Annotated in this window: 11 protein-coding genes; all 11 read right to left on the bottom strand. The window is 54.2% G+C overall.

The features are described 5' to 3' along the window. Positions 1-2 precede the first annotated feature (2 nt). On the bottom strand, positions 3-1,610 hold the full coding sequence (locus O4H49_RS03895; protein ID WP_269422277.1) for a S8 family serine peptidase: 1,608 nt from the start codon (positions 1,608-1,610) through the stop codon (positions 3-5). After that, complete coding sequence (locus tag O4H49_RS03890) at positions 1,610-2,257, bottom strand: anti-sigma factor family protein (protein ID WP_269422106.1); 648 nt, start codon at positions 2,255-2,257, stop codon at positions 1,610-1,612. The genes O4H49_RS03895 and O4H49_RS03890 overlap by 1 nt, the downstream gene beginning before the upstream one ends. Then, entirely contained in the window at positions 2,254-2,847 is a 594-nt protein-coding gene (locus O4H49_RS03885) for an RNA polymerase sigma factor (RefSeq protein WP_269422105.1), read from the bottom strand. Before O4H49_RS03885 ends, O4H49_RS03890 begins: the two co-directional genes overlap by 4 nt. A 13-nt stretch (positions 2,848-2,860) precedes the next feature. Beyond that, entirely contained in the window at positions 2,861-3,958 is a 1,098-nt protein-coding gene (locus tag O4H49_RS03880) for a hypothetical protein (protein ID WP_269422104.1), read from the bottom strand. 22 nt (positions 3,959-3,980) lie between these two features. After that, entirely contained in the window at positions 3,981-5,987 is a 2,007-nt protein-coding gene (locus tag O4H49_RS03875) for a hypothetical protein (RefSeq protein ID WP_269422103.1), read from the bottom strand. Between the two features lie 435 nt (positions 5,988-6,422). Next, entirely contained in the window at positions 6,423-7,736 is a 1,314-nt protein-coding gene (locus O4H49_RS03870) for a hypothetical protein (protein WP_269422102.1), read from the bottom strand. Positions 7,737-7,955: 219 nt separating this feature from the next. After that, entirely contained in the window at positions 7,956-9,203 is a 1,248-nt protein-coding gene (locus O4H49_RS03865) for a tetratricopeptide repeat protein (protein WP_269422101.1), read from the bottom strand. Positions 9,204-9,398: 195 nt separating this feature from the next. After that, complete coding sequence (locus O4H49_RS03860; RefSeq protein ID WP_269422100.1) at positions 9,399-10,418, bottom strand: bestrophin family protein; 1,020 nt, start codon at positions 10,416-10,418, stop codon at positions 9,399-9,401. 186 nt (positions 10,419-10,604) lie between these two features. Beyond that, positions 10,605-11,549, bottom strand: coding sequence for an alpha-E domain-containing protein (locus tag O4H49_RS03855; RefSeq protein WP_269422099.1), 945 nt, complete (start codon positions 11,547-11,549; stop codon positions 10,605-10,607). Further along, on the bottom strand, positions 11,542-13,008 hold the full coding sequence (locus tag O4H49_RS03850) for a circularly permuted type 2 ATP-grasp protein (protein ID WP_269422098.1): 1,467 nt from the start codon (positions 13,006-13,008) through the stop codon (positions 11,542-11,544). The genes O4H49_RS03855 and O4H49_RS03850 overlap by 8 nt, the downstream gene beginning before the upstream one ends. Positions 13,009-13,155: 147 nt before the next feature. Beyond that, entirely contained in the window at positions 13,156-15,018 is a 1,863-nt protein-coding gene (locus O4H49_RS03845; RefSeq protein ID WP_269422097.1) for a class II glutamine amidotransferase, read from the bottom strand. Positions 15,019-15,100 lie beyond the last annotated feature (82 nt).

Raw genomic sequence — 15,100 nt, 5'->3', positions numbered from 1 at the left:
GCTCAACAACCGCTCTGCAGCAGGCCGGCACCAAAAACATCATCCCGGCCCGGATCGCCAAGGTCTTCGGCGCCCCGGGTCAGGGCCAGCAGCAGGACCTTGTTGGAAATCGACGGATTTCTGAGCTGAAACAGGGCTGCTGCGGCCAGCACATAGGGTACGGCATAGGACGTCCCGCTGCGATAGGCCCCGCCAACAGAAACGGCAGAAACCGGAGAAACCACGGAAGCCGGAGAAGCACTGGCAGTACCGGAAACGGATGCATCACCCCCTCCTCCGGTCGCTGCAGCCGACCAGATATCAACGCCCGGTGCCGCCAGATCAATATAGCCGCCCTGATTGGCCGCCGGGTAAATCCGGTTGGCGGCATCCAGTGCCGTTACCGTGATCACACCCTCAACCGCTGCCGGATAGGCTGGTGGTGCTCCGGCTCCCTGATTGCCTGCAGCAGCAAAAACCAGGGCACCCCGCGAGAGGGTGATCTCGAACCCCCGGATCAGCAGGCGGTTTGCCCGGTCGCTGGCCAGCGAAACATTGATCAGCCGGATGTTCTGTTGCAGCAACCAGTCGAGCCCGCGCAAGGTCGCTTCCGTACTGGCAAGTTGCCGTCCCTCTGCACTGCGGCGCACCACCACGGCGCTATAGAGGCGCGCGCCCGGCAACAAACCCTTCAGCCCCATATCCGGGGCAACAGCTGTGAGAATAGAGGCAATCGCCGTGGCATGCTCCCGATCCGCGGTCAAGCCTTCCAGAAAGTCAGCCGAGATCAGCGTCTGCCCGGTAAAGGCCGGGTGAGAACTGTCAATCGCCCCGTCCAGCAAACCAACGACAAGCCCCGAGCTGTTCGCGATCCCTGACTGTATCAACGGCTCAAAACAGCTTTCTCCTTCGGGCCAGGCGATCTTTTTTTTTGCATAGACCCGGGGGCCGTTACCAGCTGCAAGATCATCATTGAGATCAACCTCGGCTTCGGGGAAAACCTGACGCAGATCCAGGATCAACCCCGTTGCGTCCTCTGTACGCACCCGCAGCAGCAGACGGTCCATCGCCACAAGATCGTGGCGTTCCAGCAACGGCACCGATCTGGCAGCCAGCGCGGCAAGAACAGAGCTTTCCTGATCCGGAGCAATCAGGATCAGCACGTCTCGCTCCGGGGTTGCGGTCGTCACACCTTCGGCAAGAGCCGCAGGTCGGGGGCAGATCCGCACCCGCAGGTCACTGCGCTGATACTGGCGGATATTGTTCTTGTCCACCAGCACCAGACGATAGGCCTGATCAGCTTGAAGCCCCTCACCGGGCAGGCGGGTGATGAAACGTTCGTTGCTGCGATTGAGCACATCGATCAGGGTAACCTTGCCGTTGAGTTCCAGCGCAGGCGCCCGGCGTCCCAGCTCCAGCAGGTTTTTGCCTTCAATGGTCAACATGTCACCCAGCCGGACACAGGCACTGACCAGTCCGGTTATTTCGGGGGATCTGTCTTCCCGCGCAGGACGTTCAGGTGCTGTGCCGGGAACCGCAGACGGGTCTGAAGGGTCTGCCTGCGCCAGCGCAAAAGTGCTCAGGCCCGTGTTGATCAGCAATAACAGGGCAAGACAGCTTGGTTTCAGCATCACTGCCCCGCTTTCCGGCCTGAATACCCGCTGCTGTCATTCTGGGCTGTTTCGACCAGATTTCTGTGCGCCAGAAGTTTTTCGACCACAGCATCACTGTTCTGGGCAACCGACAGACGGTAGACCCCCAGCGCCGAGGGGCCCTCAACAATAGAGGCATCAACCGCCAGCAACAGATTGCGGATATTTTCCTCACGGGCTTCCGGGACAAAGGTGACACTGATGATCTGCCCGCTGAGTTGGCTGCCCGTCCCCCCGCCAGCAGCAATCAGGTCATCTCCCCTTTTCTGCCATAGTGGCAGGGTCACCGCCGTTTGCAGCAAGAGCAACAGACAGGCCGCGATGGCCGCCAGACGCCAGCCTCTGGTATACCCTGAAACAGCTGATCCCGTCTGGGGCGCGGAATTAACCAGCTTCTGTTCATCCTTCAAGGCTTTTTGCAGCCGTTTCAGGCCGAACTCGCCGGGGCTGTTGCCCCTGTCGAGGTCCCTGACCTCGGCACGCAGCTGTTCCAGAAAATCTATTTCTTTCTGTATAGAAGGATCTTCTGCCAGGGCCTGCTCAACCCGTTTTTGTTCTTCGGGTGACAGACTGCCATTGACATAAAAGGGCAGAAGTTCCTCCAGGTCTTGTCTGATGTCGCTCATCCGTCTGCTCCCATTCTGCTGGACAGGCAGTGCTTCATTGCCTGTTTGGCATGGAACATACGCGTTTTGACGGTGTTTTCCGGGCAATCAACAATGCGGGCGATCTCGCCATAAGGCAGATCCTGAAAAAAGGCCAGTTCCATAACAGCTTTCTGCACGGACTTGAGCTTCTCAAGACAATAGCGGATATGCTCGCCACGTTCCGCAGAAAGCAGACAAGCCATGGCATCCGGGCTGTCATCAGCCGTTTCTGGAAAATTCTCTTCGTCCATGGGGATGTCTGTTCGCTTGCGCATTCTGTCCACCGTTTTGTAATACGCTATTCCAAATAGCCAGGTTGATACTTTTGATCTCCCCTCGAAGCTATCGGCCTTGCGCCAGACCTCGAGGAGCGTTTCATTAAGTATGTCGGCGGCTTCAAAGGAATCGTTCAATTTTGATTTGATAAACCTGAACAGGCGTTTTTCAAACAGACGGTAAAAATCGGCAAAGGCCTGCTCGTTGCCCTTGCCGATTTTTTCCAGAAGTAACACTGCCGTTTCGTTATCAGATATCTTTTCTGATGCATTGGGGGGCGTCGTGTTTTTCATCGGATGAATGTCCCTATGGCATCATCAGGCTTTGTCGCGGGGAAAGACCGACAACCCGCCCTTCCCTGTCAAAAGCCCTGACACGCCAGTCATAACGTTTCCCCGGATCAAGGTTTTCCAGCGACAGCGTGGAGAGACTGAGTGTCAGATCTGTTCCCGGCACCAGCTTGCCTGAAACCGGGATGCTCTGCCCCGGATCAAAAATTTCCAGCTGATAGGCCGTCGCTCCGGACAGGGGTTTCCAGGAAAAGACTGTGGCTGTACTAACCGCTGTTCCCTCACCCGGCGTCAGGATCGTGAGATTTTCCTGCGGTGCTTCGACGGTCCCTTCCAGCACAAAATAGCGCAGGATCGGTGTCTCGATGGTCCGGTCTGTATCGGCCACGACGAAGGTCACCAGATAAAGGCCGTTTGCCCGGGTTGGCAGGGGAGGACTGACAATACGGGTCCGTCCCTCGCCAGAGCTGGCAAGCTGTTGACGCACCACCTGCAACACACGGCCACGGGCTGAACCAAGGCTTGCTGTTGGATCAATAATCCGCCACTCCCCCCGCAACAGACCGCTGCTGCGAAAGTTCAGCTCGGCAATGGCGCGGATGCTTTCATCCTTGCGGACCACATCAGTCCGGGCGTCGTTTTCAAAGTGCAGATCAATCCGGCGAATGTTCAGGGAACCGCCAATACCGGGACCGGCAAAAACCCGAAGGGTACCAAGCCCTGTGGTCTGGGTATCGGTAAAGGTCCGGGTGATGGTCACTGCGCCAGCCGGGGCGTCGGATACCCGACGCGCCTGTGCCGGGTTCAGGGTGATAACCTCATTAAAGGACAGGCTTGCGCTCTGTGTGATTGCCAGGGTCGAAGGCCTGGACAGAGTTTGGCCCAGCGTTGCAATCGTTACCCCGTTAACCCTGAGCTGGGCATTGGCAGAAGAAACAGTCACAGTACCGCTGATCGTCGGCTCTGTCCGATTGACAACCCAGTTCACAGAAAAAGTCGCCGCACCTTTGGCCGGAACAGCAACCCGCGCTGGTGACGCCGTTACAGAATTGACATTGGCCTGGACCTGCGAAGACAGGGACAGAAGGGCCAGAACAGATAAAATTCCAGCCAACAGTTGCGATGCTGCAAGGGCTCTAGTAACCAAACGCAAAGGGGGCCTTGACCCGCAAGAGCATATAGACCTGATAATCTGTTTCATTTTCTGTACTATCTGTGCTTCCATTAGTTTCCTCCATCGAACCACGGGCCGCCAGAGCCAGTCCCGGACGATTACTGCGTGGTTGAAGGAAGGTCCATTCAACCTCGCTATTGACGATGTGGCTATCAGGTGTGTCGCCACTGCCGTTCGCAAGGTTCAAATTATAATCAAGATTCAGGTCAAGTTTTTCGGGTACCAGCTCTGCCGAGACACCCAGTGACAGGTTGGTGTTATAGCTGAGCTTGTCACTGTCTTCCTCCTCGAAAACCCCGAACTGTGTTCCGCCATAGATATCCAGCCGGTCTGATACGCTCCAGCCTGCATTGATCCCGCTCAGATGATTAACCGTATCACTGGTTTCATTTGTATCATCGTCAAAGCGGGCATAGCTCTGTGACGCTGACCAGTACCAGTCAGTATAGCTGGAGCCGACGGTAAAGGTCAGTGATTTCGACAGGCTGTCGGTATCCGGTCCATCATAGCCATCCGGCGTTTTTTCCCGGTCCAGCAGGGCGACAAAGCCGGACAGCCCGACATAGGGAGTACCAAGCCATTCCATCGCCCCTGTCTGCGGGTCAAAGCTGTAATTCAGGCTGGCGTCAAGACTTTGCAGGCGATCGGTCGGGGTCGAGGCCAGATCATCAACGTTGTTGGTTTCATCCAGCAGATAGACATTGCCTGACAAGGCTCCCCAATAGATGTTGCTATAGGCACTGTAGGCTTCACGGTCCCCGATCAGTCCCGGATTGGCCAGACTGGCAAAAAACGTCTCCACCCGGTCATAGCCCACCCCCACATCAATCTCGAGCACATCATCAAAGACAACAGGCCCTTGCTCAAACAGGCGATGATCGGCGGAGAGGGAAATCGCATCACTGCCATCCTTTGGCGCCTCTCCTCCCGAGCCATCCTGATCAAACAGCGCATGGGCATATTCCCCGCGCAACCGGGTACGCTGCTGATCAAAACTCTTTTCCAGCACCAGCCCCCAGCCAGATCCGGTTGAGGAGGAACCAGGGTCGCCCCCTTCTTCCTCAAGTCCGATACCGCCGCCGTCGCCCGTTCCATCGTAATAAAGTCCGGTGATTTTCAGGGCATCGATGTCATCAACCCCATCCGAAAAGGGCTTGACCGAGGCGGTTAGCCCCTTGATCCGGTCATCGCTGTCATTCAATCCGGTAAAGTCACTGGCCCCGGCAACCGAACTGGTGCCAAAGGCAAAACCCTGGGCCTCGAAACGTTCATCCCGCGTCCCCAGACGCACAGAACTGCCCCGACGGTAAAAACTGGAAACCAGTTGATTGTCCAGACCGATATCATGATGACCAAGGGTCATACCGCCCTTCATGCTGTCCCCGGTAAAGTCGGCGGTGATATCATATTCACCGATGTCCGCCGGGTGCCCGGTCAGGGACTGGTCGACATCGCTCTGGACCAGATAGTTGGCATGGGCCCGGATGTCCCAGTTTTCCGAGGCAAAAGCCGCATTGCCATCGCCACTGCCAGACAGGATGTTGCGGTTGGTGTCATGGCCGATATTCTGTTGCATGACCCGGCTGCTGAACTCGGTCAGGGTATCGGCCCGGAAAGAGGCCGAGCGCAGCAGTTCTTCGGCCTGGGCGATCTGTTCTTGTTCGGACGGGGCGTTTGTCGCGCTGACCGCGCCTGACGGAACGCCGCCTTCAACCTGAAAAACCCAGCGGTTCTTTTCGGTGGTTGTGCCATCGCCGTTGAGAATGACCAGTCTGAGCAGATGTTCACCACCACCCAGCGGTTCAACCGGGGTATAGATAAAATCCGTATCATCAAGCGACAGCAGGGCCGTGATATCAATGCCGTCAAGTTCAACCGCCAGCGTGGTCAGGGTCAGAATATCCAGATCTTCGGGCAGATCGATACGCAACCCGGCACCCGGTTCTTCTGGCGGGACAAAGTTTGCCACCCATTCCGCCCGTGCAGTACTGGCAAGTAAAAAGGAAAAAATGATACAAAAAATGCATCTGCCCGCACGCTGAATCAGCTGCAAAACAAATGGTCTGACAATATAGAGATTCCCTGTCATCACCCCGGCACCCTTCCCGAAGTAAAAACACAATCCCGATTTTTCAGGAAACCGTTCAGCTGCTTCAAATGACTGCTGTCGGTTTTTCTATAACAGGAAAATATTATCACCTGCGCTCCCCCTTCTCACAGTATTCAAGAAAGCAGCCCGAATTACCAGCGCAATCCACTCCAGGCCTGTATCGTGGGGCAAACAACCCTTGCCATCCCGCCAACATCTCGCCGTTGGATGTCACGTTGCAGCCGTCGAAAAAAGGTAACAGGACTGATGAAACTTCAGCCCTGTTACCTGCTTTACCGGTTTCCGGAAGCCGGTTTATTCCGGGGCCTGAACCTGTTGACGTTTCGGTTTTGCCGGCTGTGCCTGGATCTGGTCGATCACCAGCGGTGCAGGCTGTGGTTTGCGCAACGGTTTCACCGCAGGGTTGGTCGGGTCTTGCTGGCCTTGGTAGCCAATACCGTTCTGTCCTGAAGTGACAGCCACCTGCGGGGTGCAACGGTGCTTCCAGGTGGCCGCACCAAAGTCTTTCCAGCTGCTCCAGTTATTGGTGTTGATATCCTTCTGGTCCTTGAAACGCGCCTTGACCGTCAAACCGTGCTCAAACGTCTTGTTGATGGTCTTCCAGTCATGTTTTTGAGACATTTTGAGTTTCAGCGGATAATAGAAATCAAATGACTGATCACCATTTTTGGAATCATACAGCACACCGGCAGTGCTATAGACCGGACTGCCATTGTCTTCGATGATAAAATCAACCACGCCCTTGCCATTACCATTGAAATTGACCCGGATCTTCGGGTTGTCGTCCGGCACACATTTGCCGATAAAGTGCGGCATGTTGGGCTGGAAAGTCGCGCTGCTCAGCATAAAGGGCAGGCCGTGGTTGATCTGCTGATTGTTCTGGACCAGCCCCTGTTTGATTTTGGCCTGGTCATAAACCTCGCTGTCACCTTCATAGCGAATGCTTATCTGATAGGTCTGGGTTTCAAATCCTGCTTTGGACAGGCCATTTTTCTCACACCAGCCTGCCAGCGAAACAGTCCGTGAAACGCTCACCGTCTGGTTGGCCTTGTAAAAATCGACCGCTTTGCCACCGCCCTGCAAATGCGCCTGCAGCTTTTTATTGATTTCGGCCACGGGGTCGACACGAACGGCCGGATGTCCGTTTTTGATCTGGTCCAGCGGAACGCTATAGCTGTCGCTGCCTCCGGCTTCGGTAATCCATTTACCCAGACCGATCCGTGTTTTGGTCGAAGGATGGAACGTGCTCTGGTGCAAAGCACCACTGTCGTTGATGTTATCCAGCCCGCCCATACCGATAGCGCCAAAATAAATTCTGGATTTGTCGTAATCGACACTTTGTTTATCGGCACACTGAACCAGACCTGTCGCCGGGATCACCAGCTGGGTTCCCTGGGTCTTCAGGTTGACATTGCTGACATGTTTGTTGTTCGAGATATTGCGGACAATAATCGGGTTCTGTGCATTTCCGGCCCCGAGGTTCAGATCCACATCCAGAACATATTCCGATGTGCCGCTTGCTGCCTGCGCTGCAGATATACCCAGCGCCAGAACGCTGACACTTCCCAGAACACTGGCACTCAATAATACCGTTGCAATTTTTTTCATGTCTCTTCCCCTGATCTTCTAAAAGTATGCAGACAGCAAAACACTGTCGTTACAGCTTCTGTCGCAGGTGATCAGGGAAAGGTTCAAAAAAAATCTGAACAATCACTTCTTGCTGTTTTTCGTTCCCGTGATCTTCTCCATGACCTTCTCGGGATCTGATCATTTGAAAAGCCGTGCATCCTTGCCATTATGCTTTTCAGACAGGTCGATGACCCGGGTCTACGTTACCACCACTGCATTTTCCATCGCGGTTCTTGGCCGGTGCATAACAAGCTGTCGGCGTGCCTCATCGTGACGGCCCAGCCGCATCAATACTGCTACGGATGCATATTCGATCAGATCACGTTGCGCCCGACTGCCCCCGATCCGGGCGTGATCCCAAAGCGCCTTGGTCAGAAGATCATTGGCTCTGGACCAGTTCCGGGATGCGATCGCCCCAAACGCTTCGGCCAGATAACGCACCAGCTCTGCCGCCGGGCCTCTGGCATCCCTGATAATACGTTCCAGGGCTTCGGATTGCCCCGCCATCGCATAAGCCAGAGCCGCGTGAACATCGACAAAGCCAAATCCCGGTTTGGGAAATTTCTCGGCGGCATAGTCACAGACCACCTGCCAACGTGCGGGAGAAATCGTGACCCCTGCCATTTCTGCCCGATAGAGCACCGCAGCCAGATCGACCATCACGTTCAGGGGTGGCCCCCAGGCCCCTCTGGGATCAATATCTCGATCAACCACCCGCCACATTTCCTCGATATCGCCCCGTGCCAGTGCCCAGAGGGCAATGTGCCAGGCGATATGGCAATGCATCTGTCCCTCTTTGGCATAGCCGCGCTGCCATTCCGTGATGAAGCTGTAACCTGCCTCGGTCTGCCCGGTTTCATAGTAGAGATGGGATTGAAAATGCGCTCCGTGCGCGTTTCTCGGGTTGGCCTGCAAAGATTTGCTGATGCTCTTTTCAGCCCGGTCAAACTGGCCGACTTCGACCTGGGCAAAACCCAAAAGCCCCTGTAACCACCAGTCATCCCCATAGTGCGGCTCCAGTATCTCTGCCAGCGCAAGATTGTCTGCCTCCCGCCCCGGTTCGCCGCTGAGTCCGATCAGACTCAAAACACCAAGACAGGCCTGTGCAACAAGCACATCGCGGGGATAATTCTGTAACTGGACCCGTGCCGCCTGATATCCGGCATTGCTCTTGCCTGCGATCAAAAGGGATATAATCTCGAGCTGCCCTCTCTCCCTCTCGGTCAAACTCCTGCGGATTTTCTGGGCATTTAAAAGGGAACTTTTGGCTCCGGCACGGTTTCCGATTACCTGGCAATACCGCGCCAAAGCCAGATGCGCGAGGACAAAACCCTCGTCCTCGCGGATTGCAAGGGAAAGGGCCTCTTCAACAGCGGGTTCCGCCCCTAGAAACCTGTCCAGCCCCAGAACATAGGCATCACGCGCCGCTTCGGAAGCTGTGGACAAAACATTTCCATACCGATCCTGCATCTCTCTCGCTTTCTCTGGTCAAAACGATACTACCCCAGAAGCGACAGCTTGTCTGTAACGGGTAAATCTGCAGCCATCCGCGCAGAAAGCCCTGAGCACTGGAGGGACAAGACAGCAGAGATCATCCAGGAATTGTCTCGCCCGGCAGCGCCCTGTTCCCACAGGGACTTTTCAGGGAAAATAATAACGGTCAGCCTGGATCGGTTCGGGTAACTCGGCTTCGTTCAGGGTTTCCAGCAGATTGATCTCGATGGTACGCGACATGGTGCTCAGGGCCAGATCATGGGCCGAGGTGCCAAAAGGATCTTCCAGTTCTTCCCCCAACGCCTCAAGCCCAAAGAAGGTGTAGGCGATCAGTGCGGTGATCAGCGGCGTCATCGCCCCGAGAGACGTGAAAAGCCCCAGGGGCAGCGTGAAACAATAGATATAGGCCGTTCGGTTGAGCAGCAGGTTATAGGCAAAGGGCAAAGGCGTATTATGGATACGTTCACAAGCGGCAAGCACAGAAGACAGAGAGGTTATCCGCTCTTCAAGATTGCGTGCAGAAACTTCCCCGATGAACTGTTTTTGCAAAATCTGGCTGATTTCCCCGCCTAACAGGTTCAGGAAAAAATTCGGTATATGGCGGACGGCTCCAAGCCGCTCCCGCTCATACTCTGATAAAAACGACGCAACATCATCGCGGCAATCGGTCCCCCGCAACTGATGACGCAGCGCATGGGAAAACCCCGTACAAAGCAGGGTGATCTTGCGCTGATGCGTTTTGATCTCCTGCTCTCTCGAATATTTCTCATCCACAGACATCACGTCGCCCCCCTGATCCCAGATATAGGTCTGGGCCTGTCGGGCAATAGAACGGGTGTCGATAATCAGCTGTCCCCAGAGCTTCCGCGCTTCCCACCAGCGTTCGTAAGAAGCGCTGTTTCTAAAGCCCAGAAAAATCGACAGGGTAACCCCCAACAACACAAAAGGCGTCGCCGTCAGGTTCGGAACCTGGTCCGGAAAATATTCGTCTGCCAGATAGACCAGAAACCCCATCAGGCCGGCAAAGATAATTTGCGGTGCTATCGAGGGAACAACAGACCCTCTCAGCAAGAAGAACAGCTTGAAGGCATTGGGTTTTTCTCTGACGATCATTTTGGCTGGGACCTTGACACCGGAAATTGACGCGGCAAGGTTTACGGCAATCATCGTCCGGCGCAATTCGTAAATATGGTATAGGAATTCCGGAATTGCGAATACCAGCCGGACCGATCTCGGACGCCTGCTGCTTCAAACCACTTTCTGTAACAGTACAAACGACAGAAAAGTCTCCCGTGGACCTGATAATCCACGGGATCGTTCCGGGACGATTATTTTTGTGATTACTCCTGTGACCTAGTCTCTTTCAAGGGCAAAAAACGACTTGTAGAGCGACTGGTCGATCACATTCAGGTTGAACTGAAAAGCATCGACAAATTCATGTAACCCCTTTGACAGGATGGTATCCAGATCAGCCTCGTCCAGCATTTTCTCCAGCCGGGCGAACTCGTCATTTACCGGCACCGTGATCTCCAGCATTTTGCTGATATCGGCGACAGAACGGGCTGCCGTACGCACACAATAGCGGATCGAGCGGGCAAAATGTTCATCCAGCACCAGAAACTGGGTGACATGGCGATAATTGGCCCGGTGATAACGTTTGCGATAGACCTCGAAGCCGCTGACCGATTTGAGCACCGCGCCCCATTCGACTGTATCATAGGGCGAGTCAAAATAATCCGGATTGGGCAGCAGCAGAAAATACTTCACATCCAGCATTCGCGCTGTCTTGTCTGCCCGTTCCAGCATTTTACCCGCCCGGGCAAAGTGCCAGCCCTCGCCGTGCGACATGGTGTTTTCCATCATCCCGGCAAACAGGTGGTTGGTGTGGTTCACCGAGATAAAAAAGCTCTGCAGGTCATCCACCTTGCGTTTGCGGCTATGTTTATCAACTAGGTGATAGAGCGTGTTGATCGCCTCCCACATTTCCGAAGAGATAATCTCGCGCACCGTCCGGGCATTTTCACGCGCGGAATTAATACAGCTGATTATCGAATTCGGGTTTTTCTCGTCAAAGGTAAGAAAGTGCACAACCTGCTTTTCACTGTATTCGGAATAGCGGGCTTTAAAATCGGCTTCATCACCCGAGGCAAGGACCAGAGGGTCCCACTGTGCGCTCTCGCGTTCCCAGCCCATATCAAGGATCAGGCGGGCATTGACGTCGATGAAACGCGCGACATTATCGGCGCGTTCCAGATAACGGCTCATCCAGTAGATGGAGTTGGCAACACGACTAAGCATCGAGATCAGCCTCCATCCCTATGGGGGTATCCCCCAGAACCCAGGTATCTTTACTGCCCCCGCCCTGCGAGGAATTGACCACAAGTGATCCCTTGGTCAAGGCAACCCGCGTCAGGCCACCCGGCAAGACAAAAATGGATTTTCCGTAAAGAATATAGGGGCGAAAATCTACATGCCGCCCTTCGATATTGTCCCCGACAATCGTCGGGGTGCGCGAAAGGGCCAGCGTCGGCTGCGCAATGTAATCACGCGGAGCTGCAGTGATCTTTGCTGCAAATTCCTTGCGCTCGGCAGCGGTCGAAACCGGTCCGATCAGCATGCCATAACCACCGGAAAGATTGACCGCCTTGACCACCAGCTTTTCCAGATTGGCCAGAACATATTCCCGGTCTTTTTTATCTTCGCAGATATAGGTCGGGACATTTTTGATAACCGGCTCTTCATCAAGATAATATTTGATGATCTGGGGTACATAGGCATAAATCGCCTTGTCATCCGCAATTCCCGTGCCCGGCGCATTGGCCAGCGCAACCGTGCCTTTGCGAAAACATTCCATAATGCCGGGCACACCCAGCATTGAATCTTTATTGAAGACTTCCGGGTCCAGAAAGTCGTCGTCGATCCGGCGATAGATCACATCAACCTTTTCAAAACCGCGGGTGGTCCGCAGCATCACATGACCGTCAATGATGGTCAGATCAGATCCCTGCGCCAGCGGCACCCCCATCTGCTGGGCCAGGAAGGAATGCTCGTAATAGGCCGAGTTATAGATCCCCGGTGTCAGAACGATCACATTCGGATTTTCCACCCCTTCGGGGGCGATATGGCGCAGCGTTTCATACAGGTGATCCCCATAGTCAGAAACCGGGCGGGTCCGCATGGCCTGGAACACAATCGGCAGCGTCCGCTTTTGTATGGTCCGGTTTTGCAGCACATAGGAAATACCCGAGGGGCAGCGCAGATTGTCCTCAAGGACATAGAATTCACCATCGCCCGCACGCACCAGATCCGTGCCTGTAATATGGATCCAGATCTTCTTTGGCGGAGACAATCCCTTGCACTGGGACAGATAACATTCCGAAGACAGAACCAGATCTTCGGGAACAACCCCGTCCTTGAGAATTTTCTGCTCGTTATAGACATCATCAATAAAAAGGTTCAGCGCCCGGATACGCTGTTTCAGTCCCTTTTCCAGAACGTCCCATTCCTTGGCGGTGACAATGCGCGGCAGAATATCAAAAGGCATGATCTTTTCCGTGCCTTTTTTATCTCCGTATACGCTAAAGGTAATACCTTGTTGATGCAGGGCATGTTCAGCAGCTTTTTGCCGTCGTCGCAGGTCTTTCGATGACAAGGCGTTGATCCGTTTGATCAGGGGCAAAGCCTCTTTCCGGGGCTTTCCATCAGCCTCGAACAATTCATCATAAAATCCCTGGGTATCGTACCCTGCAAAATTCACTGCCTACTCCTTTATTTCTGTTTCATAATGAGTCTGTATGTCGTCCGGAAACACTGCTTGAACAGCGCCAGAGTCCTGTCGTTCCTGAACTAGATGGTGGGGGAAGAAAGATTACTTTCACGCGAACAGGCTGTTACTCTTACAAGATTATTCTTCATGGATTTCCTCCATCTTCACATCAACCTTGAGAGTCTCCAGCCCCCCTCCTCCCTTGTAGATCGTGCCGGAAGTCGGGGTCGCATCGCGGTAATTGCGCCCGCAGGCCACGCGGATATGATCCTGGGTTACGGCACAGCCATTGGTCGGATCAAACCCGCGCCAGCCGACAAACGGCAGATAGATCTCGGCCCAGGCATGGGACGCATCAGACTGGATTTTGTTGGCATAGTTTGCGCCTGTATAGATATAACCCATACGGTACCTTGCAGGGATATTCAGCAAGCGTGCCAGACAGATAAAGAGGTTGGCAAAATCCTGGCAGACCCCCTGGCGTGACGTATAAACCTCAAAAGGTGTGGTGTTGAGTGAGGTCGTTCCCGGAACATATTTATAATCGCGATAGATACTGACATTCATATCCTCGAGCGTTCTGAGCAGATGATAATCATTACGCTCGACAAAGCTCATGGCATATTCGGTCATCTCGGTCAGCTGGGATTCCGGCAATTCGGACGGCAGCAGATAGGGCATCATCATCTGCCGTTGCCAGGGCATCCAGACCATGGGAATGGTCGTCTGGCGCCGCGACAGGCCATGATCATCCGGCGGGCGGGCAAAAATCTTGACCCGGCTGACTGACTCAACTGTAAGCTTGTTATAGGCCGTATTGATAATACAGTGCAGCGACTGGTTGCCAAAAACATCCTCGAACTGGATTTTCTCAGCCGGAGACGAGATCGATATCCGCGACTGGACCACTTCCTGTACCGGATCATCGGTGGGCTGCAGCCGGAAAAAGTGCGTCGAATGTTCCACCGGGTCCGTATATTCATAATGCGTTGAGTGTTTTACTTCGAACAGACGGTATCCCAGCGGCATTCCATCATCTGTCCGGGTTTTGGTCCGCACGTTTGTGACATGTTCCTGCGCTTGCTCTCCACCTACAGCAGCCATGGAACCTGTGCCGGGTTTGTTTTTTTGCTGTGGCTGCGAGTGCTGTGTTGGCGCGGCAAACTTCTGAATCGCCGGATTGGCCACTGGTGCACTGTCCCAGATCACACTGCCGCGACGGATAACAATCATCTGTCCTGGCTGCATATCCACCCAGGCCCCATTGGTAAAGGGCGAGGAACTGACCACCAGCGCTGTGCGATAGGTATCCCTTGGATCGTTCAGGATCACTTCTGCCGCGGGGGAAACATAGCTGTCCCTGTTGTCGGGTGGCTGAATACGCGTATAACACAGCGGCTTGGGCGACAGCGAACCGTGGAAACAGGCAATACTGTCCCCATCGGTAATGTACATATCCGAACTGCCGATACCATCAAACCGCAGGAACCATCCGTGTAAAACAGTGGGGTCCACATCAGAAATCCTCCGGGCATTGCCACGTTGCAACTGCGCCAGGATATCGCAAAAAGCCAGTTCTGAATCAGTGCTGCCCAACGGCTCCAACAGCCGCGACTGCTCACCGTGAAGCTCGGCTAACTTGGCTTTATCCAGATGACCGTTGTGCATAAACAACCAGTCTCGACCGGCAAAACTGCGGGAAAACGGCTGGGTTTCCCGGTGACTGTAGCCTTTACTCGCCCCATGAATTTTGGAAAAGAACACCGTAGAACGGAAGTTTGACCACTCTGTAATTGCATCTACCAGCACCTGATTGCCACGTGCAGCCGGGTCCTTTGCAACCATGGAGGACTTATGGTCATCCGGGTACCAGCCAAAACCCCAGCCATGCGAAGTACTATCACCGTCCTGATTGGGCAAATTTATATTGATCGAAGGTGATCCACGGCCATCAAAACTGATTGCCAAAATGTCGCTGAGAAGCGGCGGGAGTGTGAACAACAGGAACTCCTCAAATAAAGTCTGGCCATTAAAATTAGTGCCAAGTCTATGATAATAGATTAAGGTGAATTTCAAAAGACAT

The organism is Kiloniella laminariae (genome assembly GCF_027214005.1).
Taxonomy (GTDB): Bacteria; Pseudomonadota; Alphaproteobacteria; order Kiloniellales; family Kiloniellaceae; genus Kiloniella; species Kiloniella laminariae_A.
The sequence above is the reverse complement of the archived record's forward strand: the minus strand, read 5'-3'. Positions and strand labels throughout refer to the sequence as shown.

Coding starts and splice junctions, on each gene's coding strand:
- O4H49_RS03870 (WP_269422102.1), bottom strand. CDS start 7,736: ATGAAAAAAATTGCAACGGTATTATTGAGTGCCAGTGTTCTGGGAAGT.
- O4H49_RS03885 (WP_269422105.1), bottom strand. CDS start 2,847: ATGAAAAACACGACGCCCCCCAATGCATCAGAAAAGATATCTGATAAC.
- O4H49_RS03895 (WP_269422277.1), bottom strand. CDS start 1,610: ATGCTGAAACCAAGCTGTCTTGCCCTGTTATTGCTGATCAACACGGGC.
- O4H49_RS03855 (WP_269422099.1), bottom strand. CDS start 11,549: ATGCTTAGTCGTGTTGCCAACTCCATCTACTGGATGAGCCGTTATCTG.
- O4H49_RS03860 (WP_269422100.1), bottom strand. CDS start 10,418: ATGATTGCCGTAAACCTTGCCGCGTCAATTTCCGGTGTCAAGGTCCCA.
- O4H49_RS03890 (WP_269422106.1), bottom strand. CDS start 2,257: ATGAGCGACATCAGACAAGACCTGGAGGAACTTCTGCCCTTTTATGTC.